General features: G+C 62.3%; 25 protein-coding genes. 10 read left to right on the forward strand and 15 right to left on the reverse strand.

Annotated features, from left to right (window positions below; translation table 11 throughout):
• The 7 genes from G5V57_RS01125 (at position 1) to G5V57_RS01155 (ending at position 5,993) form a co-directional block, all read left to right on the forward strand.
• Positions 1 to 1,170, forward strand: coding sequence for a hypothetical protein (locus tag G5V57_RS01125; RefSeq protein ID WP_165165804.1), 1,170 nt, complete (start codon positions 1 to 3; stop codon positions 1,168 to 1,170).
• 194 nt (positions 1,171 to 1,364) lie between these two features.
• Positions 1,365 to 2,297, forward strand: coding sequence for a ribose-phosphate pyrophosphokinase (locus tag G5V57_RS01130; RefSeq protein WP_165165805.1), 933 nt, complete (start codon positions 1,365 to 1,367; stop codon positions 2,295 to 2,297).
• 153 nt (positions 2,298 to 2,450) lie between these two features.
• The gene (locus tag G5V57_RS01135; RefSeq protein ID WP_165165806.1) at positions 2,451 to 3,179 is read left to right on the forward strand and encodes a 50S ribosomal protein L25/general stress protein Ctc; all 729 of its coding nucleotides are present in this window, start codon (positions 2,451 to 2,453) and stop codon (positions 3,177 to 3,179) included.
• A 164-nt stretch (positions 3,180 to 3,343) separates the two neighbouring features.
• Positions 3,344 to 3,952, forward strand: a complete 609-nt coding sequence (gene pth, locus G5V57_RS01140) for an aminoacyl-tRNA hydrolase (RefSeq protein ID WP_165165807.1) — start codon at positions 3,344 to 3,346, stop codon at positions 3,950 to 3,952.
• The gene (gene ychF, locus G5V57_RS01145) at positions 3,952 to 5,049 is read left to right on the forward strand and encodes a redox-regulated ATPase YchF (RefSeq protein WP_165165808.1); all 1,098 of its coding nucleotides are present in this window, start codon (positions 3,952 to 3,954) and stop codon (positions 5,047 to 5,049) included. Before pth ends, ychF begins: the two co-directional genes overlap by 1 nt.
• Before the next feature lie 9 nt (positions 5,050 to 5,058).
• Positions 5,059 to 5,511, forward strand: coding sequence for a MaoC family dehydratase (locus G5V57_RS01150; protein WP_165165809.1), 453 nt, complete (start codon positions 5,059 to 5,061; stop codon positions 5,509 to 5,511).
• Positions 5,508 to 5,993, forward strand: coding sequence for a MaoC family dehydratase (locus G5V57_RS01155; protein ID WP_246737481.1), 486 nt, complete (start codon positions 5,508 to 5,510; stop codon positions 5,991 to 5,993). The genes G5V57_RS01150 and G5V57_RS01155 overlap by 4 nt, the downstream gene beginning before the upstream one ends.
• A 29-nt stretch (positions 5,994 to 6,022) precedes the next feature.
• Here G5V57_RS01155 and G5V57_RS01160 read toward each other — a convergent pair whose 3' ends face one another.
• The 3 genes from G5V57_RS01160 to G5V57_RS01170 are packed head-to-tail and all read right to left on the reverse strand — an operon-like array spanning position 6,023 to position 8,598.
• Positions 6,023 to 7,399, reverse strand: a complete 1,377-nt coding sequence (locus tag G5V57_RS01160; RefSeq protein ID WP_165165810.1) for an ATP-binding protein — start codon at positions 7,397 to 7,399, stop codon at positions 6,023 to 6,025.
• Positions 7,400 to 7,411: 12 nt separating this feature from the next.
• The gene (locus tag G5V57_RS01165; protein ID WP_165165811.1) at positions 7,412 to 8,095 is read right to left on the reverse strand and encodes a response regulator; all 684 of its coding nucleotides are present in this window, start codon (positions 8,093 to 8,095) and stop codon (positions 7,412 to 7,414) included.
• A 2-nt stretch (positions 8,096 to 8,097) separates the two neighbouring features.
• Positions 8,098 to 8,598 (reverse strand): MarR family winged helix-turn-helix transcriptional regulator, encoded by a 501-nt coding sequence (locus G5V57_RS01170; RefSeq protein ID WP_165165812.1) that lies wholly within the window; start codon positions 8,596 to 8,598, stop codon positions 8,098 to 8,100.
• A gap of 157 nt (positions 8,599 to 8,755) precedes the next feature.
• Here G5V57_RS01170 and G5V57_RS01175 point away from each other — a divergent pair, with 157 nt between their 5' ends.
• Positions 8,756 to 9,643, forward strand: coding sequence for a branched-chain amino acid aminotransferase (locus G5V57_RS01175; protein WP_165165813.1), 888 nt, complete (start codon positions 8,756 to 8,758; stop codon positions 9,641 to 9,643).
• A gap of 64 nt (positions 9,644 to 9,707) precedes the next feature.
• On the opposite strand, the gene G5V57_RS01180 is transcribed toward G5V57_RS01175, so the two are convergent.
• From G5V57_RS01180 to G5V57_RS01210, 7 genes are all read right to left on the reverse strand, one after another.
• Positions 9,708 to 10,106, reverse strand: a complete 399-nt coding sequence (locus G5V57_RS01180; RefSeq protein WP_165165814.1) for a nuclear transport factor 2 family protein — start codon at positions 10,104 to 10,106, stop codon at positions 9,708 to 9,710.
• A gap of 4 nt (positions 10,107 to 10,110) precedes the next feature.
• On the reverse strand, positions 10,111 to 10,365 hold the full coding sequence (moaD, locus tag G5V57_RS01185; protein ID WP_165165815.1) for a molybdopterin converting factor subunit 1: 255 nt from the start codon (positions 10,363 to 10,365) through the stop codon (positions 10,111 to 10,113).
• Positions 10,362 to 10,970: a CDP-diacylglycerol--glycerol-3-phosphate 3-phosphatidyltransferase gene (gene pgsA / locus G5V57_RS01190; protein WP_165165816.1), complete on the reverse strand. Its 609-nt coding sequence runs from the start codon at positions 10,968 to 10,970 to the stop codon at positions 10,362 to 10,364. The genes moaD and pgsA overlap by 4 nt, the downstream gene beginning before the upstream one ends.
• Positions 10,967 to 12,892, reverse strand: coding sequence for an excinuclease ABC subunit UvrC (gene uvrC / locus G5V57_RS01195; RefSeq protein ID WP_165165817.1), 1,926 nt, complete (start codon positions 12,890 to 12,892; stop codon positions 10,967 to 10,969). The genes pgsA and uvrC overlap by 4 nt, the downstream gene beginning before the upstream one ends.
• A 183-nt stretch (positions 12,893 to 13,075) precedes the next feature.
• Positions 13,076 to 13,675, reverse strand: a complete 600-nt coding sequence (locus G5V57_RS01200) for an ATP-dependent Clp protease proteolytic subunit (protein WP_165165818.1) — start codon at positions 13,673 to 13,675, stop codon at positions 13,076 to 13,078.
• Entirely contained in the window at positions 13,672 to 14,028 is a 357-nt protein-coding gene (locus G5V57_RS01205; RefSeq protein ID WP_165165819.1) for an SRPBCC domain-containing protein, read from the reverse strand. The genes G5V57_RS01200 and G5V57_RS01205 overlap by 4 nt, the downstream gene beginning before the upstream one ends.
• Positions 14,025 to 14,339 (reverse strand): helix-turn-helix transcriptional regulator, encoded by a 315-nt coding sequence (locus tag G5V57_RS01210; protein WP_165165820.1) that lies wholly within the window; start codon positions 14,337 to 14,339, stop codon positions 14,025 to 14,027. The genes G5V57_RS01205 and G5V57_RS01210 overlap by 4 nt, the downstream gene beginning before the upstream one ends.
• Before the next feature lie 128 nt (positions 14,340 to 14,467).
• Here G5V57_RS01210 and G5V57_RS01215 point away from each other — a divergent pair, with 128 nt between their 5' ends.
• Both G5V57_RS01215 and G5V57_RS01220 read left to right on the forward strand, forming a co-directional pair.
• Positions 14,468 to 14,818 carry a DUF6152 family protein gene (locus tag G5V57_RS01215; protein WP_165165821.1) on the forward strand — a complete coding sequence of 117 codons (351 nt, stop codon included), beginning with the start codon at positions 14,468 to 14,470 and terminating at the stop codon, positions 14,816 to 14,818.
• A gap of 6 nt (positions 14,819 to 14,824) precedes the next feature.
• Entirely contained in the window at positions 14,825 to 15,292 is a 468-nt protein-coding gene (locus G5V57_RS01220; protein WP_165165822.1) for a hypothetical protein, read from the forward strand.
• Positions 15,293 to 15,306: 14 nt separating this feature from the next.
• Here G5V57_RS01220 and G5V57_RS01225 read toward each other — a convergent pair whose 3' ends face one another.
• The 5 genes from G5V57_RS01225 to G5V57_RS01245 are packed head-to-tail and all read right to left on the reverse strand — an operon-like array spanning position 15,307 to position 20,095.
• A complete protein-coding gene (locus G5V57_RS01225; RefSeq protein ID WP_165165823.1) occupies positions 15,307 to 16,371 on the reverse strand; it encodes an ABC transporter ATP-binding protein in 1,065 nt (354 codons plus the stop codon).
• A complete protein-coding gene (locus G5V57_RS01230; RefSeq protein WP_165165824.1) occupies positions 16,358 to 17,002 on the reverse strand; it encodes an N-acetyltransferase in 645 nt (214 codons plus the stop codon). The genes G5V57_RS01225 and G5V57_RS01230 overlap by 14 nt, the downstream gene beginning before the upstream one ends.
• Positions 16,992 to 18,335 (reverse strand): beta-N-acetylglucosaminidase domain-containing protein, encoded by a 1,344-nt coding sequence (locus G5V57_RS01235; protein ID WP_165165825.1) that lies wholly within the window; start codon positions 18,333 to 18,335, stop codon positions 16,992 to 16,994. Before G5V57_RS01235 ends, G5V57_RS01230 begins: the two co-directional genes overlap by 11 nt.
• Positions 18,336 to 18,345: 10 nt before the next feature.
• Positions 18,346 to 19,188, reverse strand: a complete 843-nt coding sequence (locus G5V57_RS01240) for a carbohydrate ABC transporter permease (protein WP_165165826.1) — start codon at positions 19,186 to 19,188, stop codon at positions 18,346 to 18,348.
• Positions 19,172 to 20,095 (reverse strand): carbohydrate ABC transporter permease, encoded by a 924-nt coding sequence (locus G5V57_RS01245; protein WP_246737761.1) that lies wholly within the window; start codon positions 20,093 to 20,095, stop codon positions 19,172 to 19,174. Before G5V57_RS01245 ends, G5V57_RS01240 begins: the two co-directional genes overlap by 17 nt.

The raw sequence follows: 20,095 nt of genomic DNA on the forward strand, positions 1-20,095 counted from the left end.
ATGGGCGAAGGTCGCACCATAAGTCTTAGCTCCCTGCGGCACGGGACATTCTTTGCCTTTCTGGCATTCTGCCTCCTGACGCTTGCCGCCTGCAGCGGCGGCGGCTCGCAGCCTTTTGCCAAATCGGGCGGCACACCCGGCCCCAGCGGCAAGACCGTGCCGCCTATCGCCTTGGCTGAGGTGACCGGTCTCCCCGCCACCAAGCTGCCGCAATTGCGGGACGCGTTGGCCATTTCTGCCGGCAAGCGTGACATGGCCATACTCGACAGCCGGCTCGACGCCAGCACTCTGTCGCTTAGGGGCAACTTCCACATCATACCGGACACGTCGGCCGTGCGGCTCGGCTATAACTGGACCCTGACCGATCCCAACGGCACCGTCCTGCACACGATCTCGGCCGAGGAAGTGGCCCCGGGCCTGCCCGGAGTCGATCCCTGGGCGCAGGTCACCCCCGCGGTGCTCCAGCGTGTCGCCGCCTATACGGCCGAAAGCCTGTCGAGCCGGCTGTCGCAGCTGGGCTACGCGACCGAGGTCGGCGGCCTGCCGCCGCCGATCGAGACCTACGCCCGCGCTGGCCCGAATGCCGACAAGGAGATCGACTACGAGACCCTCAATGGACCGATGCAGCCGCCCGCGGCGCCAACCGTCGCGGTGGCTGGCGCGGCTCCGGCACCGGTTCCCGGTACCGCTGAACCGGCGCCGCTATCCGACAAGCAACTGTCCCTTGCCGATGCAGCCGACAACGAGCCCGCGGACGAAAAGGCGGCTTCCGCTACGGCAAAACCGGCTAAGTCCGATGCCGCAGACCGCAAGGAGATCGCCGCCGTCGCGGTCATCCCCGTCAAGGGCGCGCCGGGCAAGGGCAATGCCGAATTGACCCAGGCGATGCGCGAGACCTTGCAGGATGCCGGCTGGCCGGTCCTGTCCAAGCCGCGCCACGACGCGCTTATCATTGCCGGCCTCGTCAAGCTCGGTCCGGTCGAAGGGAAAACACAGAAAGTAGACCTGGCCTGGGAGGTCAAGTCTCCGGATGGAAAGACTCTGGGCACCGTCCGCCAGGCCAACAGCGTCCCTTCGGGCTCGCTCGCGGCGGGCTTTGGCAACAATGCCGTTTTCGCCGCCCAGGCGGCCGCTCGGGGAATCTCCGATCTGGTGACGCAATATCGCTGATCACCCCACATTTCGGTTCGTGGCGTCCCGCGCCGCGGCATTTCTGCGCACTCGCCCGGGATTCCGGCGCGATTTCAAGTCCTTCCCGGCTCCTGTGGACTGTTGATGAAAATCCGCGCGCGGCCCTTTGCACCAAGCCCGCCCTGTTGATATAGAGCCCGCACAGCACTTCCCCAAAGAGGGCCGGCCCTTACATGAAGATCATCAGCGGAAACAGCAATCGGCCGCTCGCCGAAGCCATTTCCTCTTATCTTAACCTGCCGCAGGCGAAGTCCGTGGTGAAGCGTTTCGCCGACATGGAGATCTTCGTCGAGATCCAGGAGAATGTGCGCGGCCAGGATGTGTTCGTCGTCCAGTCGACATCGTTCCCGGCCAACGACCATCTGATGGAGTTGCTCATCATCATCGATGCGCTGCGCCGTTCCTCCGCCCACCGCATCACGGCCGTCATCCCCTATTTCGGCTATGCCCGCCAGGATCGGAAATCCAGTCCGCGCACGCCGATTTCGGCCAAGCTCGTCGCCAATCTCATTACCCGTGCCGGCGCCGACCGCGTTCTCACGCTTGACCTCCATGCCGGCCAGATCCAGGGCTTCTTCGACATCCCGACCGACAATCTCTTCGCCGGCCCCGTGCTGGTGCGCGACATCAAGGATCATTACGACCTGCGCAATACCGTCGTCGTGTCGCCCGATGTCGGCGGCGTGGTCCGCGCCCGGGCCCTCGCCAAGCGCATCGGCACCCCGCTCGCCATCGTCGACAAACGCCGCGACCGTCCGGGTGAATCGGAAGTCATGAACATCATCGGCGATGTCAAAGGCCATTCCTGCATCCTGCTCGACGACATCGTCGATTCCGGCGGCACTTTGTGCAACGCCGCCGAGGCCCTGCTCGCCCAGGGCGCCAAGGATGTCGCTGCCTATATCACTCATGGCGTGCTGTCGGGCGGCGCCGTGGCGCGCATCACCTCGTCCAAGCTCAAATCGCTGGTGATCACCGATTCGATCCAGCCGACCGAAGCGGTGAAGGTCGCCCGCAATATCCGGGTCATATCGATCGCACCCTTGATCGGCGAGGCGATCGGACGCACCTCGCGCGAAGAATCGGTGTCGAGCCTCTTCGATTAGAGCCGAGGCCATTCCGTCGGCCGCCAAGGACATTAATCCCAAAATTCGCCCCGGGTTGCGTCCCGGGGGTTAAGTCTGTATATCCGCCCGCGCGCGGACGCCGGTCACCCCTGGAGGAAGGTCCGCGCAATCCATATCCAATCGGAGATTAGAATGTCCAAGATCATTAAGCTTCAGGCCACGGCGCGTGGCCGGGCCGGCAAGGGGGCCGCCCGTGCTGTCCGCCGCGAAGGCCGTATCCCTGGCGTCGTTTACGGTGACAAGAAGGAGCCCCAGAACATCTCCTTCGCCTATAACGAGCTGCTGCCGCATGTGAATACCGGCCGCTTCATGTCGACCCTGGTCGACCTCGAAGTCGACGGTGCGGTCGTGCGCGCCATTCCGCGCGACATCCAGTTCGAGCCGGTGCGCGACTTCATCACCCATGTCGACTTCCTGCGCCTCGGCAAGAATGCCCGCATCCTCGTCGAAGTCCCGGTCCACTTCACGAACCACGCTGAATCGCCCGGCATCAAGAAGGGCGCCGTGCTGAACATCGTGAGCCACGAGATCGGACTCTACTGCCCGGCCGACTTCATCCCGGACCAGATCGTGGTCGACCTCACCGGCCTCGAGATCGGCCAATCGGTTCACATCTCGGCGATCAAGCTGCCCGAGAACGTGACCCCGGCCGCCCGCGAGCGCGACTTGACCATCGCGACCATCGCTGCGCCCGCCGGCCTCAAGGAAGAGGAAACCGCCGCTGCCGAAGCGCCGGCCGCGGAAGTTCCGGCCACCGCCCAGAAGGCGCCTCCCGCCGCTCCGGGTGCCGCCCCTGCCGCTGGCAAGGACGCCAAGGCCGCCGCTGCGCCGGCTGCCAAGGCAGGCGACAAGAAGAAGTAACCCTTCGCTTCCCGCGTCCAGGAACGGCGCGGGAAGTTTTAGCGCGTGATCAGGAAAAATGGGCACCGGTTTTCCATCCGGTCACGCGTTAATTTCAGGATTCCGATCACATACATCACTTCAGGTCGTGCCGACCTGAAGTGATCGTGATCCAGGAGGGCTCGATGCTTCTTCTCGTGGGCCTCGGCAATCCCGGGTCCAAATATGCCGGCAACCGGCACAACATAGGCTTCCTGGCGGTGGACTCCATAGTGCGCCGCCATGGTTTCGGCGCTTGGCGCAAGCGCTTTCAGGGCGAGACTTCGGAAGGCACGCTCGCTGGCGAGCGCATCCTCGCCCTCAAGCCGCTCACCTACATGAATGAATCGGGGCGCGCCGTCGGCGAGGCCATGCGCTTCTACAATCTGACTCCCGACGATGTCGTGGTGCTGCACGACGAGATCGACCTGCCGCCGGCCAAGGTGCGGGTGAAGACCGGCGGCGGCAGCGCTGGCAACAATGGCATCCGCTCGATCGACGCGCATATCGGAAACGGCTATCACCGCGTGCGCCTGGGTGTCGGTAAGCTCGACGTGAAAGGCATGGCGCATATCCATGTGCTGGGCGATTTCAGCAAGGCCGACAAGCTCTGGCTCGAACCGTTGATCGATACTCTCGCCGACAATGCCGACCTGCTCGCCAAACGCGATTTTGCGACTTTCCAGAACAGGGTGCATTTGACACTCAATCCCGAGCCGGAAAAACCGAAGCCGGGCAAAAAGGAGACTGACTAATGGGTTTCAAATGCGGCATTGTCGGCCTGCCGAATGTCGGCAAATCGACATTGTTCAACGCCCTGACCCAGACGGCGGCGGCGCAGGCGGCGAATTATCCCTTCTGCACGATTGAGCCCAATGTCGGTGATGTCGGCGTTCCCGACCCGCGCCTCGAGCGTCTGGCCGCCATCGCCAAGAGCGGCCAGATCATCCCGACACGACTGACTTTCGTCGACATTGCCGGCCTGGTGCGCGGCGCCTCCAAGGGCGAAGGCCTCGGCAACCAGTTCCTCGCCAATATCCGCGAGGTCGACGCCATCGCCCATGTGGTACGCTGCTTTGAGGACGGTGACGTCACTCACGTTGAGGGCGGCGTCGATCCGATCCGCGACATCGAGACGATCGAGACCGAATTGATGCTGGCCGATCTCGACAGCCTGGAGAAGCGCGCCGTCAATCTCGAGAAGAAGCTGCGCGGCGGCGACAAGGAAGCCAAGGAACAGTATGACCTGGTCAAGCGCGCCCTCGTGCTCCTGCAGGAAGGCAAGCCCGCCCGCCTCGTCGAGCGGAAGCCGGAGGAGGAGAAGAGCTTTCAGATGCTGGGCCTCCTGAGCTCCAAGCCGGTCCTCTATGTCTGCAATGTCGAGGAAGCTTCCGCCGATAAGGGCAACGCCTATTCGGCGAAAGTGATCGATCGTGCCAAGGAGGAAGGCGCCGAGGCGGTGGTGGTGTCGGCCAAGATCGAAAGCGAGATCGCCGTTCTCCCCCTGGCCGAGCAGAAGGACTATCTCGACACGATCGGACTAGCCGAGCCCGGCCTCAATCGCGTGATCCGCGCCGGCTACGAGCTTCTCCACCTTGTGACATATTTCACCGTGGGCCCCAAGGAAGCGCGTGCCTGGACCGTCACCAAGGGCACCCGCGCGCCGCAGGCCGCCGGCGTCATCCATACCGACTTCGAGAAGGGCTTCATCCGCTCCGAGACCATCGCCTATGACGATTATGTCGGCCTCAATGGCGAGGCGGGTGCGCGCGATGCCGGCAAGCTCAGGCTCGAGGGCAAGGAATATGTCGTGCAGGATGGCGACGTCCTGCATTTCCGCTTCGCGAATTGAGGCGGTGCGATGGCCGAGCTTCTCCACTTTGAGGATTTCGCCGTCGGAGAGAGTCTGGATCTCGGCACCTATGAAGTGACGGCTGCGGAGGTCAAGGCCTTCGCCAGCGAATTCGACCCGCAATTCTTCCATCTCGACGAAGAGAGAGCGAAATCCTCCGTGCTCGGAGGGCTGTCAGCGTCGGGCTGGCATACTTGCGGCATGCTCATGCGCATGATGGTCGACGGCTATCTGGCCCGCACCGCGGGCATGGGCTCGCCCGGGCTTGATGAGATCAAGTGGCTGAAGCCCGTCTACGCGGGCGAGACCTTGCGCGGACGGATGACAGTCCTCGCCAAGCGTCAGTCCAAGAGCCGCCCGGATATGGGGCTCGTCACTATGCGCTGGGAGGCGCATTCCGTCGCAGGCGAGGCGAAAATCGACATGACCGGCGTCAATCTGATCAAGGTGCGCGCGCCATGATGGGGCTGTACTTTGAAGAAGCGGAAATCGGGCAGAAATGGCAGCTCGGCGCCTATCATTTCACCCGGGAAGCGATCCTGCGCTTCGCCCGCGCCTACGATCCGCAGGTATTCCATATCGACGACGAGGCGGCGGCTGAAAGCCATTTCGGCCGGCTCGCGGCGTCCGGCTGGCATACCGCGTCGGCCTGGATGCGCTGCTATGTCGAAGCCGACGATGCCGCCCGCAAGGTGCGGGTCGCGCGCGGCGACGTCCTGCCGGAGCATGGCCCCTCGCCCGGTGTGACCAATCTCAAATGGATCAAACCGGTTTATCCGGGCGACACCGTTACCTATTGGATGGAGATCACCGCGAAGCGCGAAATGGTGTCGCGGCCGCGCTGGGGCCTCGCCACGAAACATAGCGAAGGCTTCAATCAGAATGGCGAGCTGGTCTTCGCCTTCGATGGTAAGGTGATGGTCGAGCGCAAGGATATGCGCTGAGCGCGGGGTTTCTATCAGGATACCCGGAACTATACCGGGATCGTGACCACCGCGCGCAGGCCTCCGAGCGGGCTGTCCTCCAGCTTGATATCTCCGCCATGAGCGCGCGCGATGTCGCGGGCGATTGACAGACCGAGCCCGGTTCCCGGCTCGTCCTGATTGCGCGCCTCATCGAGCCGGAAGAAGGGCCGGAACACATCTTCGCGCATATTGGCCGGAATGCCCGGCCCATTGTCATCGACGGTGACGACCAGCCGGCTGCCCTTGATCTTCACTTTCACGGCGATCTCCTGGCCGAAACGCGCCGCATTGGCGACCAGGTTCAGGATGAGGCGCCGGAAGGCATTGGGCTTTACCTTGGCGACGAGATCCGGCGCCACGTCGACCTTCACCTGCGAACGCGGCCGCGAGCCGCTTTTCGCAGCACTCGCGACCATTTGCGCGATATCGCTCACTTCCGCCTTCTCTCCACCGGCGCCACGCGCGAAATTCATATAGGCTTCGAGCATCGTCTGCATTTCTTCGACATCGCCCTTGAGCGCTTTCACCTTGGCGCTGTCGCCGAGGAAAGCGAGCTCGAGCTTGAAACGGGTGAGGATGGTGCGCAGATCGTGGCTGACCCCCGCCAGCATTGCCGTGCGCTGCTCGACATGCCGCTCGATGCGTTCCTTCATGTTGAGGAAGGCTTGCGCCGCCTGGCGAACCTCCGTCGCGCCGCGCGGAGTGAAGTGACTGACATCATGGCCGAGACCGAAGCTGCGCGCCGCATGCGCGAGCTCGATGATCGGCTTGATTTGTTTGCGCATGAAGACGATGGCGATGGCCAGGAGCACCAGGGACGATACCAGCATCCAGAGCAGCAATGAATTGGTATTGGCCGCGAAAGCCCGCTCGTCATTCGGCAAAAAGCGAAAGACGGTTCCTCCCCCGGCCTCGACGCGAATTTCGACATAGCCAGGGCTGCTGGTGCTGTCGATCCAGGCCGGCAAGCCTTCGTTATCGAGATAACGGCTGAGCCGTGTGTCGACAATGGACAGCCACGGCGCCGGCTTGGGCGGCGGCAGAGAAGCATTGTCCTGGATTTCCAGCCTGAGGCGCAGGCGCCGGTTCACCATCTCGGTGAAATTGGCGATCGCGGCGGGCGACTTTTCCGTCTTGCCGTAAAGCTCGATGACCAGCGAAATGTCGCGTGCCAGCGAACGGGCGAGCACTCTCGTCACATTGTCCCAGTGACGGTCGAGAATGACGCCGACCATGATGCTCTGCAGCAGCACGATGGGCGCCACGACGATGATCAGAGATCGCTGATAGAGTCCGCCCGGCAGGTAGCGCTCGAGGAAGCGGTTGAAGCGCCAGTAAAGCGTGGGATGTTCTATTTTGGGTTCGCTCTCGCTGGCGACGCTCATGCCGTTGTCCTGTCAATCGAGATGCAGAGTATAGCCCGCTCCGCGCACGGTTTGCAGATAAACCGGATTGGAGGGATCCTCCTCGATTTTCTGGCGCAGGCGATTGATCTGGACATCGACGGTGCGGGCATTGTCCTCGGTCCCTTCGGGTGAAAGTTCCGCACGGGTGATGGACTGGCCGGCATTCTGCACGAACTGACGCAGCAATTCGCGCTCGCGCGTGGTCAGCTTGACGAGCTCGCCATTGCGCCGGAGTTCGCCGCGCGTCATGTTGAACTGGCAGGCGCCGAAGCGAACATCGACACGCTGATCGGGCGGCGAGGAGGAACGGCGCAAGAGATTCTGCACCCGCAGCAGCAACTCGCGCGGTTCGAACGGCTTCGGCAGATAGTCGTCGCTGCCTGCCATCAGTCCGTTGATCCTATCCTCGATCTCCGACAGCGCCGAGAGCATGAGGATCGGTATGCGCTCCTTCGCGCCACGCAGGGACTGCGCCAACGCCGTTCCGGATTCACCTGGCATCATCACGTCGAGGATGAGGAGATCGAAGGCTAGCCCGCGCATCTTGTCGCGCGCCTCCGTCGCACTCGCCGCCACTGTGACCCTGAAGTCGTTCTCGGCCAGATAGGAGTGCAGCAGCTCACGGATGCGGCGGTCGTCGTCGATCACCAGTATATGCGGCTTCTCTTCGCTCATCTCTACTTGCCCCGCGCGCTGCGGCTGGTGAGCCATTCGCTCACCGAGCGACGGTTCTCCGGACTGATAAGGTGATAGAGAACCTTCCTGTAATTGGGCTCCGCCTCATCGCCTGCCTCGCCGAGGGCGCGGATGATGCGCTCGGCTTGCGGCGCCATCAGCTTGAGACGTAGCGCCTCACCTTCCTCGGTCAGGAACAAAAGCCGCTGCCGCCGGTCCGTATCGCCAGCACGCTGATAGACGAGATCCTTTTCGATGAGATCGCGCAACACACGGCCGAGGCTCTGCTTGGTGATCCCTAGGATGCTCAAGAGCTGCGCCACCGTCATGCCAGGGTTGCGGCCGACAAAATGCACGACGCGGTGATGCGCCCGCCCGAAGCCCCATTCCGCCAATATCGCATCGGGATCGGAGGTGAAATCGCGATATGCGAAGAACAGAAGCTCGATCAGGCTGACGATATCCTCATCGCTCACATCGCGCTCAGAAATTATGTCAGCCATATTGACGTATTTTCCGAAGTTTGTTACAAGACATCACAATCGCAAGAAACCTTGTTGCGTCATCGTGGCTGAACATTCGGACAGCCGTGATGACATATAGGCCGAACCGAGGCTGCGTGCAAAAATGCCGGGCAGCCGAATAAATGGGAGACAAGCCATGTCGATCGTTCCTTTTGACCAGCGCGACGGCGTCATCTGGATGAATGGCGAATTCGTGCCGTGGAAGGACGCCAAGGTCCATGTCCTCACCCACGCTTTGCATTATGGCAGCGCCGTTTTCGAGGGCGAGCGCGCCTATGGCGGCGAGATCTTCAAGCTGACCGAGCATACCCAGCGCCTGTTCGATTCGGCCGAGATGCTCGATATGAAGATTCCCTACACCGTGGCCGAGATCGATGCCGCCTGCCGCGAGACCTTGAAGCGTCAGGGCTTCGCCGATGCTTATGTCCGGCCGATCGCCTGGCGTGGCTCCGAGATGATGGGTGTTTCCGCCCAGAATACCAAGATCAATGTCGCCATCGCCATCTGGCAGTGGCCGTCCTATTTCGATCCGACCCAGCTCGAAAAGGGCATCCGCCTCGATATCGCGGAGTTCCGACGCCCCGACCCGCTGACCGCTCCGTCCAAGGCCAAGGCGGTCGGCCTGTACATGATCTGCACCATCTCCAAGCACAAGGCCGAGCGCAAAGGCTATGCCGACGCCATGATGCTGGACTGGCGCGGCCAGGTTGCCGAATGCACCGGCGCCAATATCTTCTTCGTGAAGAACGGTGAAATCCATACGCCGACCCCGGACTGCTTCCTGGACGGTATCACGCGCCGCACCGTCATCGGTCTCGCCCAGAAGCGCCAGATCAAGGTGATCGAACGCGCCATCATGCCGGAAGAGCTCGCGGGCTTCGAGCAATGCTTCATCGTCGGCACCGCGGCCGAAGTGACGCCGGTCGGCGAGATCGGCCCCTACAAGTTCGCCGTCGGCGATATTTCCCGCAGCTTGCGGGCCGACTATCTCAACGAAGTGCAGCCGAAGAAAAAGGCCGCCTGAACGCTCTGAACATCTGACGACCAGTCGCGCGCGGGCTCATTCCCCGCGCGCTCCTCTTTTTATCTCACGCACCGTTTGAATCCTCCTGGATCGGCGTGGCCTGGAATGCCTCCCGCAGCCACTTACCGTCGCGCAAGAGCCAGACTTGCGTGAAGCGGATGGACAGGTCCGTTTGATCTCCCGCATTGCGAATGCCGCCGCCCGTGAGATCGTTGACACCGGTGACCACGGCAATGTCACCGATATACCGTGTCTCGACTTCCCGGAATGATATCTGCGTGCCGCGCCCGGCGCGTGCGGCGGCATAGGCAAGCCAGCCGGCACGGTCATAGAGCTTCCCAAAGGCATCCGAATGGCTGTAGGTCGGCGACAACAGTGCATCGAGCGTCCGCAGATCGCCACTCGCCCAAGCCTCGCCAAACTGCCGGACAGCCTCCTGCAAGAGAACGGCCTGGTCCGGCATCGGCCTACCCGCCGGTTACCGGCGGGAAAAACGCAATCTCGCGCGCGCCCGCAATAGACGCGTCGAGGGGCGCATGCGCTTGGTTGATTGCGGCGCGGATAATGCGCGGGTCGGCGAAAGCCGCGGCATAGGCCTCGTCGCGCTTCTTCAGAAAGTCGATCAGCAGGTTCACGGTGGTGACTTCGGCCGGGAGAGTGATCTCCTCCTCCCCTTTGCCTATGATCTGGCGCATGCGGGCGAAATAGAGGAGTTTCGTCACTTGTCTTCCATCACATGGCCGATGCCGGCACGGAAATAATCGTAGCCCGTATAGAGGGTGAGAGCTGCGGCGATCCACAGGCAGAACAGTCCGAACTCGCTGACATAGGGCAGGATCTTGTCGCCGGCAGGCCCGGCGATCAGGAAGCCGATTGCAATTAATTGCACGGTGGTCTTCCACTTGGCGACCTTGGTGACGGGGACCGAGACACGCAGTTCCGCCAGGAATTCGCGCAGACCCGACACCAGCACCTCGCGCGTGAGGATGATGATCGCAGCCCAGATATGCGCGTCATCGATGGTGCGGTCGGTGGTGAGCACCAGGAGCACCACCGCCACCAGGACCTTGTCGGCGATGGGATCGAGCATGCGCCCAAGCGCCGATTGCTGGCCCCAGCGCCGGGCCAGGTAGCCGTCGAAGAAATCAGTGATGGCGGCCGCGATGAAGAGAGCGAGCGCCGTCCAGCGCGCCGCGTCCCCGCCCCACAGGATCAGGCCGGCGACCACGGGCACCGCGACAAGTCGCCCATAGGTCAGCATATTGGGCAGGCTCAGTGCGTGCCGCTGGCTTTCCTTCTGAGCCAATTTTGTCACCGCGTCGCTCATAAAGCGCCCTCGTGGAAATGGTCATAGATAGCCTGGGCCAAAGCGTTATTCACCCCTTCAACCTTTGCCAAATCGGCAAGGCTGGCCCGCGCCACCGCCTTGGCCGATCCAAAGGCTTGCAATAAGGCTTTTTTGCGAGTCGGGCCAATCCCCGCGATCTCATCGAGCGGATTTAGCGCTATCGCCCTGGCCCGCTTGGCTCGGTGGCTCCCGATGGCGAAGCGGTGCGCCTCGTCCCGGAGCCGCTGGATATAGTAAAGGACGGGGTCGCGCGCCTCGAGCATGAAGGAGGGCTTGTCCGGGACATAGAAATGCTCGCGCCCGGCATCGCGGTCCGGTCCCTTGGCGACGCCGGCGATACAGAGATCGGCGATCCCGAGATCGGCCAACACAGCGCGCGTCGCATTGAGCTGGCCCTGCCCGCCGTCGATGAGGACCAGATCCGGCCAGGCCTGCGGCTGGTCGGGATTCGTCTCGCCGGCAGGCACGCGCTCGCCATGTTCCTTGAGCAGACGGGAGAAGCGCCGAGTCAGTACTTCCCGCATCATGCCGAAATCGTCGCCGGGGGTGAGGTCCTCGGCCCTGATATTGAACTTGCGATATTGCGATTTGAGGAAGCCTTCGGGGCCGGCCACGATCATGCCGCCGACCGCCTGGGCGCCCTGAATATGGGAGTTGTCATAGACCTCGATACGCCGCGGTGGCTCGCCAAGACCAAAGACGCGGGCCACCCCGGCAAGGAGCTTCGCCTGTGAGGACGATTCGGCGAGCTTGCGGCCCATGGCCTCGCGCGCATTGGTGACGGCATGCTCGATCAGCGCCCGTTTCTCACCCCTTTGCGGCACCGCAATCTCGACCTTGCGCCCGGCATGGGTCGAAAGCGCCTCTTCGAGCAGCGCCGTCTCCTCGATCTCCTGCGACAGGAGGATCAGGGGCGGAATGGGCTTATCGTCATAGAACTGGGCCAGGAAGGAGCCCAGCACCTCCGCCACCGGCAGAGACTTGTCGGCGCGCGGGAAATAGGGTCGGTTGCCCCAATTCTGTCCGGCACGGAAGAAGAACACCTGGATGCAGATCTGCCCGCCTTCCTGAGCGAGACCGAAGACATCGGCTTCCTCTACTCCTTGCGGATTGATGCCCTGTTCCGAGGTCACGAAGCTCATCGCCTGGATGCGGTCGCGATAGCGCGCCGCGCTCTCGAAATCGAGCCGTTCGGAGGCTTCCTCCATCAGCTTGGCAAGCTCGGCCTTGACCGTCTTGCTCTTGCCGTTGAGGAATGCTTCCGCCTCCTTGACCAGCTCGGTGTAGGGCGCAGGCTCGATCTCGCCGGTGCAGGGTGCCGAACAGCGCTTGATCTGGTAGAGGAGACAGGGCCTTGTGCGGTTCTCATAGACGCTGTCGGCGCAGGAGCGCAGGAGAAAGGCCTTCTGCAAGGCGTTGATGGTGCGATTGACGGCCCCTGCCGAGGCGAAAGGCCCGAAATAGCTGCCCTTATGCGAGCGCGCACCCCGATGCTTGACGATCTGGGCGACCTCATGGTCCTTGCGGATGAGGATATAGGGGAAGGACTTGTCGTCCCTGAGCGAGACATTGAAGCGCGGCCGCAGCTTCTTGATGAGATTGGCCTCGAGGAGCAGCGCTTCGGCCTCGGTCTCGGTGGTCACGAACTCCATATTCGCGGTCAGCGAGATCATCGCGGCGATGCGGTTGCTGTGGCCGCCGAGCCGCACATAATTCGACACGCGGTTCCTGAGGCTGCGCGCCTTGCCAACGTAAAGCACGTCGCCCTTGGCGTCGAACATCCGATAGACGCCGGGCCGGTTGGGCAGCGTCCTTAGATGGGCGCGAATCACATGCGGGCCGGGACCTTCCCTTGCACCCTCCTCGCCTTCATCCGCGATGATGTCTTCCGGTTCTTCCATGGGGCCCAATATCGTGATTCTGCGGTCTTTTCGCAAATAGCACGATGGCCCGCCCGGAACTGGCAGGACGCCTCGTCAGATAGCGATCTAAGCGCGCATCCCGGCCGAAGAGGACTCGGCGCGAGGTCAATATCTTGGAGCAAATCCTTATCGCCAAAGTCTTCAACTTTGGCGGGTTTTGCTCTAAGCCGCCTGGCCGGTCCGCACCTCGTAGACATGATCGACGAGGCCCCATTCCCTGGCCTCTTCCGCCGTCATGAAGAAATCGCGGTCGAGGGTCCGCTCGACCTCTTCCAGGCTGCGTTTGCAGTGCTTGGCATAGAGGCCGATCATCCGCCGCTTCATCTTGACGATATCCAGGGCATGGCGCTCGATGTCGGAGGCCTGGCCCTGGAAGCCGCCGGAGGGCTGGTGCAGCAGGATGCGCGCATTGGGGAGTGAGATGCGCCTGCCCGGAGCGCCCGCCATCAGAAGAAACGACGCCATTGAGGCGGCAAATCCCATACACACCGTCGAGACCGGGCATTTGATGTATTGCATCGTGTCGTAGATCGCGAAGCCGCTCGTCACCACCCCGCCCGGCGAGTTGATGTACATGGCGATCTCCTTGCCCGGCCCCTCGGCTTCGAGGAACAGCAGCTGCGCGCAGATGAGCGCCGACATGTTGTCGTCGATCTGACCGTTCAGAAAGACGATGCGTTCACGCAGGAGCCTGGAGAAAATGTCGAAGGAGCGCTCGCCCCGGCTCGACTGCTCGACGACGATGGGGACGAAATTGCTCATGCCGCCCTCATCATCAGTGATTGATTGTCATTGGCGGCATCAAGCGCGGCACGGGCAAAGCCTTCATGCACGATGCGCAAATGTGTGCCTCCGGCCTGGGTCGGGGTGAGTTCGAATGTGACGACGGTGTCGAGGCTTTGGCCGAAGCTGTCGCGCTCATCTTCTCGGCTCTTCCATGAGCAGCGCAGCAGCCTTTCGGGATCGGCCTCCATCACCCGGCAGTCGATATCGTCAGGCACCAGCCATCGCGCGACGAGATCGGGTTCGGTCAAGGCCCGCCAGACCTTGTCGGGTCCCTCATGGAGATCGCATTCGGTGATGATTGCATTTTCCGGCTTGTTGTCGCTGCTCATGGTTCCATTCCCTTGAGAACATCCTTCAGTCTCTCGATCCGCTCGGGCCAGAAAGCCCGGTAGCGCTCGACCCAACTCAACAGCGGCGCGATCCCCTTCGGATCGGCGCGGTAATAGGCGAAGCGGCCTTCGCGTCTCTCGCGCACCAGGCCCGCTCCCTTGAGTGCCGCCAGATGCTGCGAGATGGCCGGCTGCGATACGGCGAAATGGCTCTTCAGCTCGCCGACGCTCATTTCGCGCGCCGCCACCCGCTCCAGCACGGCACGCCGGGTGGGGTCGGCCAGCGCGCGAAAAACCTCGGATTCGATCATGGCAATCATATAAGTACATACTTATGAGAAGTGCAAGCCTCATCACAATGCCGGGAGCTCCGCTCTCCGGCATTGTCCCGGCGGCCTCAGCCCTTAAGCTCGACGGGGACGGCTTCAGGAGGACTGCCATGCGCAACAGACTGATCACCGCCCTCGCCTTCCTCGTCGGCGCAACCGCCGTCGCCTCGGCCCATCACGGCTGGGGCAGTTACGACTCGGCGAAGAAGTTCTCCATCGAAGCGCCGGTCGAGATGATCGCCTGGCAAAACCCGCACGCCCACGTGATGCTGAAATACGACAACGCGACCTGGGAAATCACTCTGGCGCCGATCTCGCGGATGCAGAACCGGGGTTTGACAGAGGATATGCTGAAGACCGGAACTATCATCATAGCGGAAGGATATCCTTCGACCCGGCGCGCGCATGAAATGCGGGCGGAGCGAGTCACCGTCGCCGGCAAGGTCTATGAGATGCGCTGACCGCTGATGTGGGACTCATTCCTCCAGGGTCTTGAATTCTCGCGTCTCGGCTTTGCCGCGCGGGGATCCGTCTGGCTATATCCCCTCGCCAATCTCGCCCATGTCGTCGGCGCGACATTGCTCGTCGGCGCCATTCTCGTCTTCGACCTTCTACTTCTGCGCCGGCGTTTCCACATGGCGACGGCCATAGCGCCGACCGCACTCGGCGTCGCGGCGACAGGCCTCATCCTTCTCCTTCTCAGTGGGCCCGTCATGTTCAGCGCCGAGGCGACAGCCTTCGGACAGAATCCGGTATTTCTGGCCAAAATGGCCTTCATCGCCGCCGGCTTCACCAATCTCGGCCTCTATCACTGGGGTGAACGGCGCGCCGTCTTGCAGCCGGCGGTTCCCGCCAATGCCCGCTATCATGCCGCCTTTTCCGCCGGCATCTGGATTCTGGCAGTCCTTGCTGGGCGCTCGATCGCTTATGTCTGAAGCTGCAGCGAGGATCAGGACAGCCTGTTCCCGTCGGCGCCGAAGAAATGCAGATGCGTTTGATCGACGGCGAGCGCAATCCGCTCTCCCGCCTTGAGATTGGTTTTGCCCTGGATCTTGAGGATGAGGAGATCGCCGCCCGTCGGCGCTTGCGCATAGATCAGCGTTTCGCCCCCCAGCCTTTCGACGAGCGAGACTTGCGAGATGAAGGCCGCCTCGCCTTCGCTGCGGGCGATGGCGAGATGTTCGGGCCTGATGCCGATGGTGACCTTCGCGCCTGGCGCCGCCGCGATGCCGGGATGGACAAGGACCCCTGGCCCTATATCGAGCCCTTTCTCCGTGACAATCGCATCGATGAGATTGATCGCCGGCGCGCCGATGAAGCTCGCCACGAATTTGTTCGCCGGCTGGTCGTAAAGCTCCATGGGCGAGCCGACCTGCTCAACCCGGCCGCGATTGAGGACAATGATGCGGTCGGCGAGCGTCATGGCTTCGATCTGGTCATGCGTGACATAGATCATGCTGCGCCGGGACAGCTGGTGAAGCTTGGCGATCTCGAGCCTGGTCTGTATGCGAAGCGCTGCATCGAGATTGGAGAGCGGCTCGTCGAACATATAGACGGCGGGATCGCGCAGCATGGCGCGCCCGATGGCAACGCGCTGCCGCTGGCCGCCCGACAGCTGCGCCGGCCGACGGTGGAGGAGACCGTCGAGCTGCAAGGTCCTGGAGACCTCAGCGATCTTGGCGGTTCGTACCGAGCCTGCGACACCACGGATCTTGAGGCCGAAGCCCATATTCTGGGCGACCGTCATATGCGGGAACAGGGCATAGGTCTGGAACACCATCGCGACATTGCGCTCAGGCGGCGGCAAGTCATTGGCGCGCCTGCCATCGAGCCTGATCTCGCCCGCGGTAACGGTCTCGAGCCCCGCCACCATGCGCAGGAGCGTGGACTTGCCACAGCCCGAAGGGCCGACAAAGACACAGAGCTCGCCGCTCTCGATGCTGAGTGTGACGTCGTGGAGAACCGGCGTGTCGCCAAAGTTCTTGTGGACATGCTCGAATTCAATTCGCGCCATGCAGTTCCCCGAGGTGGCGCGCCATGAACAATGTGTCGCCCGGCAAGTCCGGTGAAGAGAGCACTTCAAAGCCAAGGGCGTGATAGAATTCCCGCGCGCCTTCATTCTTCGGGCTCACCTGCAGGTGAAGGCCGGACGAGCCGAGCTCGGTGAGACGCTCCATCATGGTCTGCATCAGATGACGGCCGATCCCGTGCCCACGCGCTTCGATGAGAAGATCGATATGAGCATGCGAGGGGTAGGGTGCCAGAACGGCGGGAACCTCGAGGAAGGGATGATGCAGGACGTGGCGCACCCAGTCGCTGCCTCGCCAGGTCTTGGCATCGCCGCCGGGATCGCGGTGAGCCTTCTGCAGGCGCGGCAACCATTCCCGCTCGAGCCGGTCATTGAACCTGACCGTATCGAGGGCGCCGAGCAGATAGCCGATGGGTCCATGCGGACTGTCGAGCGCAAAGGCGAGATCCGGCTCCAGCACTACATAGGGTCCGACATAGACCTCGCCCAGGATATCGGGATCGTCCTGCAGGGCGGTCGCATCCCTGCCGGAATTTCCGGTCTTCAGGCAGACCCTGTAGAGCGCCGGCAGGTCGTCGGGGGTCGCGTGGCGCAATAGGTAGGACTCAAGTGACATGGCGGTAAACTCCTGTCTCGTCGCGCGGAAGGAGATGCTGGAGAGCCACGGCAAAGCCTTGTCGATAAGTATTGGGTATGCGGTCTTCATGCGGGAAGCGGGCGCCGGCTTCCGGGCCGGTCGCCAGCCAGTCGAGATAGTGGACGGTGGTCAGAAGCTCTTCGCGGCATTCCCAGAGATAAGGCTGGAACGTGTAGAAGAGATCACGGTTGCCGATCTCGGTGAGGTCGTCGAAGAGCTTCGAGACGCGGTTGAGGAAATGGCGGATGCGCTCGACACCTTCGGCAAAGCCTGCTCCCATGGGCTGCAGCAGAAGCCGGCGCGCTTCCGCGACGATCGCCGCCGATTGCGGGCCCAGGCGGAAAGGCTGGTGGAGGAGATCAGCCAGAAGCTCGACCTGGTCGAGCTCGAGCTGCCGCTCGCTCGAGGCATAGACGAAGCGCCGCCGCCAGTCGCGGCAGGAGGCCTTGAGCGCTTCCGCCTCATTATAGCCGGCATCCGACAGGAAACAGCCGAGAGTGTGGACGGCGGAGAAATTGGCCTCGAACTCGTTGTTGGGATTGGTGATGAAGCCTGAGACCTCCGCCACGATTTCGGTTTTGCGTCCGCCGAGCGGCCCGGCATAGACGCGCCTGATGTCATAATCGTTGGCGTGGAAATTCTCCCAGATCACCGGCTTGCGCCTCAGCACCTGGGCAAGTTCCCTGAGCGACTGCGCCGTGATCTCTTCCGAGACGATCTCAGGTCCCGTCCAGAAGATCTCGACACCAGGAGCGAGTCTCTCTCCGATCTCTGCGAGATAAGCCGACTTGCGCACGTCACCGCCGGCCATGCGCCCGCAATATTCGGTCGGGCAGAAGAACAGCCTGCGATCGGAGCCTAAAGCCTTCACGAAGTCCTGCATCTCGTTGACGACATGCGCCTGTGCTTCCGCAAAGGTCGAGAAGTGCTTGCCATCCTCGGGCCCGAGGATGCTCGGGACATCGTCGAAGAGCAAGGCGAAGGATCTCATGCCGATGTCGTCGAGTTGCTGCAGCTTGCGCTTGAGCACCACGGTCTCGCTCGGATCGCAATGGCGGATATCGAGACAGGGCGAGACCGCCCCCATGAGCGTCACGTTGCGCGTTTTCGCCTCGCTGGCGAGATTGACGAGGCTGCGGCTTTCCCAGCAATCGTAAAGTTCGCGCCAGCGCGCCCTGATCTTGATGTCGTCCTTGGGCGCATAGGCAAAGAGCTTCATGCCGGCTTGGCTGATCCAGTCCAGCATCTCGATGCGCTGGGCGGCCGACCAGGGCCTGCCGTAGAAGCCTTCGATGACTCCGCTGTAGAACATTTGAGCTCCGCTATTCGGCGACCGCGGCAGTGAGGCCGCGCATGACATGGCGTTGACAGATGAAATAGAAGATCATGATCGGTATGGTGGTGATGGTCAGCGCCGCGAAGATCAGGCTGTAGTCGGTGCTGTGGTAGCCCGAGAATCGCACAATGCCGGCGGGCAGCGTGCGTTTGTCGTCGTCGCTGATGAAGAGCAGCGCGAAGAGCAGCTCGTTCCAGATATTGATGGCATTGAGGATGGCGACGGTGATCATCGCCGGCTTCACCAGTGGCATCACGACATACCAGAAGACCTGGAAGCGATTGGCGCCTTCCAGCAAGGCCGCCTCCTCCATCTCGCGCTTGAGCGAGCGGAAGTAGCCGCCGAGCAGATAGGTCGTAAGCGCGATCGTCCAGGCGCCATTGGTGAGAATGAGCGCCCACAAGGTATTGATGAGGCCGAGCGCGCTCAGTTGCGTGAAGAGCGCGATGGCGACGGCGGGGGGCGGCAGGAGAAGACCAACGAGGAACAGGCGCGACAGGAGCCGACGGCCCGGGAATTCGAGTCTGGTGAAGGCATAGGCGGCCATGCTGGCGAAGAGGACCGACAGCGCCACGCCGACGCCGGTGACGATGATGGTGTTGAGAAACAGCGAGCCGAGCCCGCCCTCGATCCACGCCTTGCCGAAATTCTCCCAGCGCCATTCCGCCGGCAGGCCGAAGGGCGATCGGAAGATTTCGCGGTTCGACTTGAAGGCGGAGTACACCATCCACACCGCCGGGAAGCACATCACCGCGACGATGACCGATCCGGCCCCGAATTGCAGCCATTCGCCCGGCGTTCTGGGCTTTACGTCAATATTCGACGACATGGCTTCGCTCGGCATAGCGCAGATAGATGAGCGAGATGAGGCAGACGACGCTGGTGAGGATCACAGTGAGCGCGATGCCATAGCCCAGCTGATCATTGTCGAAGGCCTGTTTCATGATCCAGGTCGCCGGCACTTCCGTCGAATTATAGGGCTGGCCGTTGGTCATGGTGAAAAACAGATCGAAGCCGGCGAAGCCGCCCGTGACGGCGAGCAGGACCGCCACCAGCACATTCTGCTTGAGGAGCGGCAGCGTGATGTTGAAGAAGCACCAGATACCGCCCGCCCCCTCGAGCCGCGCCGCTTCATAAAGATGACGCGGAATGCGCCGGAGCGCCGCGAAGAACAGGATCATATAGAGGCCGGCGAACTTCCATCCCGACACCAGCATGACACAGAGGAGCGCGGTAGCCGGCTGTGACAGCCACGGCTGTGCCCAGTCGGCGAGTCCCAGTCCTTTCAGCGATGCATTGATGATGCCGGTGCGATAGTCGAAGACGAAGGTCCACAGCACGCCCGCCGCCGACATCGACAGCACCACGGGTGAGAAGAACAGCGCCCTGAGTAGCGCGAAACCGGGCCTGTCGCTGTTGAGCAGCACCGCCATGAAGAGGCCGAAACTCACTTCGAAGACGAGAGTGCCCAGTATGTAGAGCGTGACATGCAGATAGGAGGCGAGGTGAATCTTGTCGGCGAAAGCACGCTCGAAATTGGCGAAACCGATCCAGCGGGCCTGGCTGATGCCGTCCCAGTCGGTCATCGAAAAATAGACTGAAGACGCGAGCGGCCAGATCACGAAGGCGGCATAAAGGACAAGCGCCGGCGCGACGAAGATCAACCCCGTCGCACCGGCCCTTATCGCTCCTGTCGCACCTGCAGAATTCGAAACTTTCGCTGCGCCGACCGTCAT

Source organism: Nordella sp. HKS 07 (assembly GCF_011046735.1).
Lineage (GTDB): Bacteria > Pseudomonadota > Alphaproteobacteria > Rhizobiales > Aestuariivirgaceae > Taklimakanibacter.

What these genes read in the sequence shown, in the direction of transcription:
- G5V57_RS01125 (WP_165165804.1), top strand. Translation starts at nt 1, where the DNA reads ATGGGCGAAGGTCGCACCATAAGTCTTAGCTCCCTGCGGCACGGGACA.
- G5V57_RS01130 (WP_165165805.1), top strand. Translation starts at nt 1,365, where the DNA reads ATGAAGATCATCAGCGGAAACAGCAATCGGCCGCTCGCCGAAGCCATT.
- G5V57_RS01135 (WP_165165806.1), top strand. Translation starts at nt 2,451, where the DNA reads ATGTCCAAGATCATTAAGCTTCAGGCCACGGCGCGTGGCCGGGCCGGC.
- pth (WP_165165807.1), top strand. Translation starts at nt 3,344, where the DNA reads ATGCTTCTTCTCGTGGGCCTCGGCAATCCCGGGTCCAAATATGCCGGC.
- ychF (WP_165165808.1), top strand. Translation starts at nt 3,952, where the DNA reads ATGGGTTTCAAATGCGGCATTGTCGGCCTGCCGAATGTCGGCAAATCG.
- G5V57_RS01150 (WP_165165809.1), top strand. Translation starts at nt 5,059, where the DNA reads ATGGCCGAGCTTCTCCACTTTGAGGATTTCGCCGTCGGAGAGAGTCTG.
- G5V57_RS01155 (WP_246737481.1), top strand. Translation starts at nt 5,508, where the DNA reads ATGATGGGGCTGTACTTTGAAGAAGCGGAAATCGGGCAGAAATGGCAG.
- G5V57_RS01160 (WP_165165810.1), bottom strand. Translation starts at nt 7,399, where the DNA reads ATGAGCGTCGCCAGCGAGAGCGAACCCAAAATAGAACATCCCACGCTT.
- G5V57_RS01165 (WP_165165811.1), bottom strand. Translation starts at nt 8,095, where the DNA reads ATGAGCGAAGAGAAGCCGCATATACTGGTGATCGACGACGACCGCCGC.
- G5V57_RS01170 (WP_165165812.1), bottom strand. Translation starts at nt 8,598, where the DNA reads ATGGCTGACATAATTTCTGAGCGCGATGTGAGCGATGAGGATATCGTC.
- G5V57_RS01175 (WP_165165813.1), top strand. Translation starts at nt 8,756, where the DNA reads ATGTCGATCGTTCCTTTTGACCAGCGCGACGGCGTCATCTGGATGAAT.
- G5V57_RS01180 (WP_165165814.1), bottom strand. Translation starts at nt 10,106, where the DNA reads ATGCCGGACCAGGCCGTTCTCTTGCAGGAGGCTGTCCGGCAGTTTGGC.
- pgsA (WP_165165816.1), bottom strand. Translation starts at nt 10,970, where the DNA reads ATGAGCGACGCGGTGACAAAATTGGCTCAGAAGGAAAGCCAGCGGCAC.
- uvrC (WP_165165817.1), bottom strand. Translation starts at nt 12,892, where the DNA reads ATGGAAGAACCGGAAGACATCATCGCGGATGAAGGCGAGGAGGGTGCA.
- G5V57_RS01200 (WP_165165818.1), bottom strand. Translation starts at nt 13,675, where the DNA reads ATGAGCAATTTCGTCCCCATCGTCGTCGAGCAGTCGAGCCGGGGCGAG.
- G5V57_RS01205 (WP_165165819.1), bottom strand. Translation starts at nt 14,028, where the DNA reads ATGAGCAGCGACAACAAGCCGGAAAATGCAATCATCACCGAATGCGAT.
- G5V57_RS01210 (WP_165165820.1), bottom strand. Translation starts at nt 14,339, where the DNA reads ATGATCGAATCCGAGGTTTTTCGCGCGCTGGCCGACCCCACCCGGCGT.
- G5V57_RS01215 (WP_165165821.1), top strand. Translation starts at nt 14,468, where the DNA reads ATGCGCAACAGACTGATCACCGCCCTCGCCTTCCTCGTCGGCGCAACC.
- G5V57_RS01220 (WP_165165822.1), top strand. Translation starts at nt 14,825, where the DNA reads ATGTGGGACTCATTCCTCCAGGGTCTTGAATTCTCGCGTCTCGGCTTT.
- G5V57_RS01225 (WP_165165823.1), bottom strand. Translation starts at nt 16,371, where the DNA reads ATGGCGCGAATTGAATTCGAGCATGTCCACAAGAACTTTGGCGACACG.
- G5V57_RS01230 (WP_165165824.1), bottom strand. Translation starts at nt 17,002, where the DNA reads ATGTCACTTGAGTCCTACCTATTGCGCCACGCGACCCCCGACGACCTG.
- G5V57_RS01235 (WP_165165825.1), bottom strand. Translation starts at nt 18,335, where the DNA reads ATGTTCTACAGCGGAGTCATCGAAGGCTTCTACGGCAGGCCCTGGTCG.
- G5V57_RS01240 (WP_165165826.1), bottom strand. Translation starts at nt 19,188, where the DNA reads ATGTCGTCGAATATTGACGTAAAGCCCAGAACGCCGGGCGAATGGCTG.
- G5V57_RS01245 (WP_246737761.1), bottom strand. Translation starts at nt 20,095, where the DNA reads ATGACGGTCGGCGCAGCGAAAGTTTCGAATTCTGCAGGTGCGACAGGA.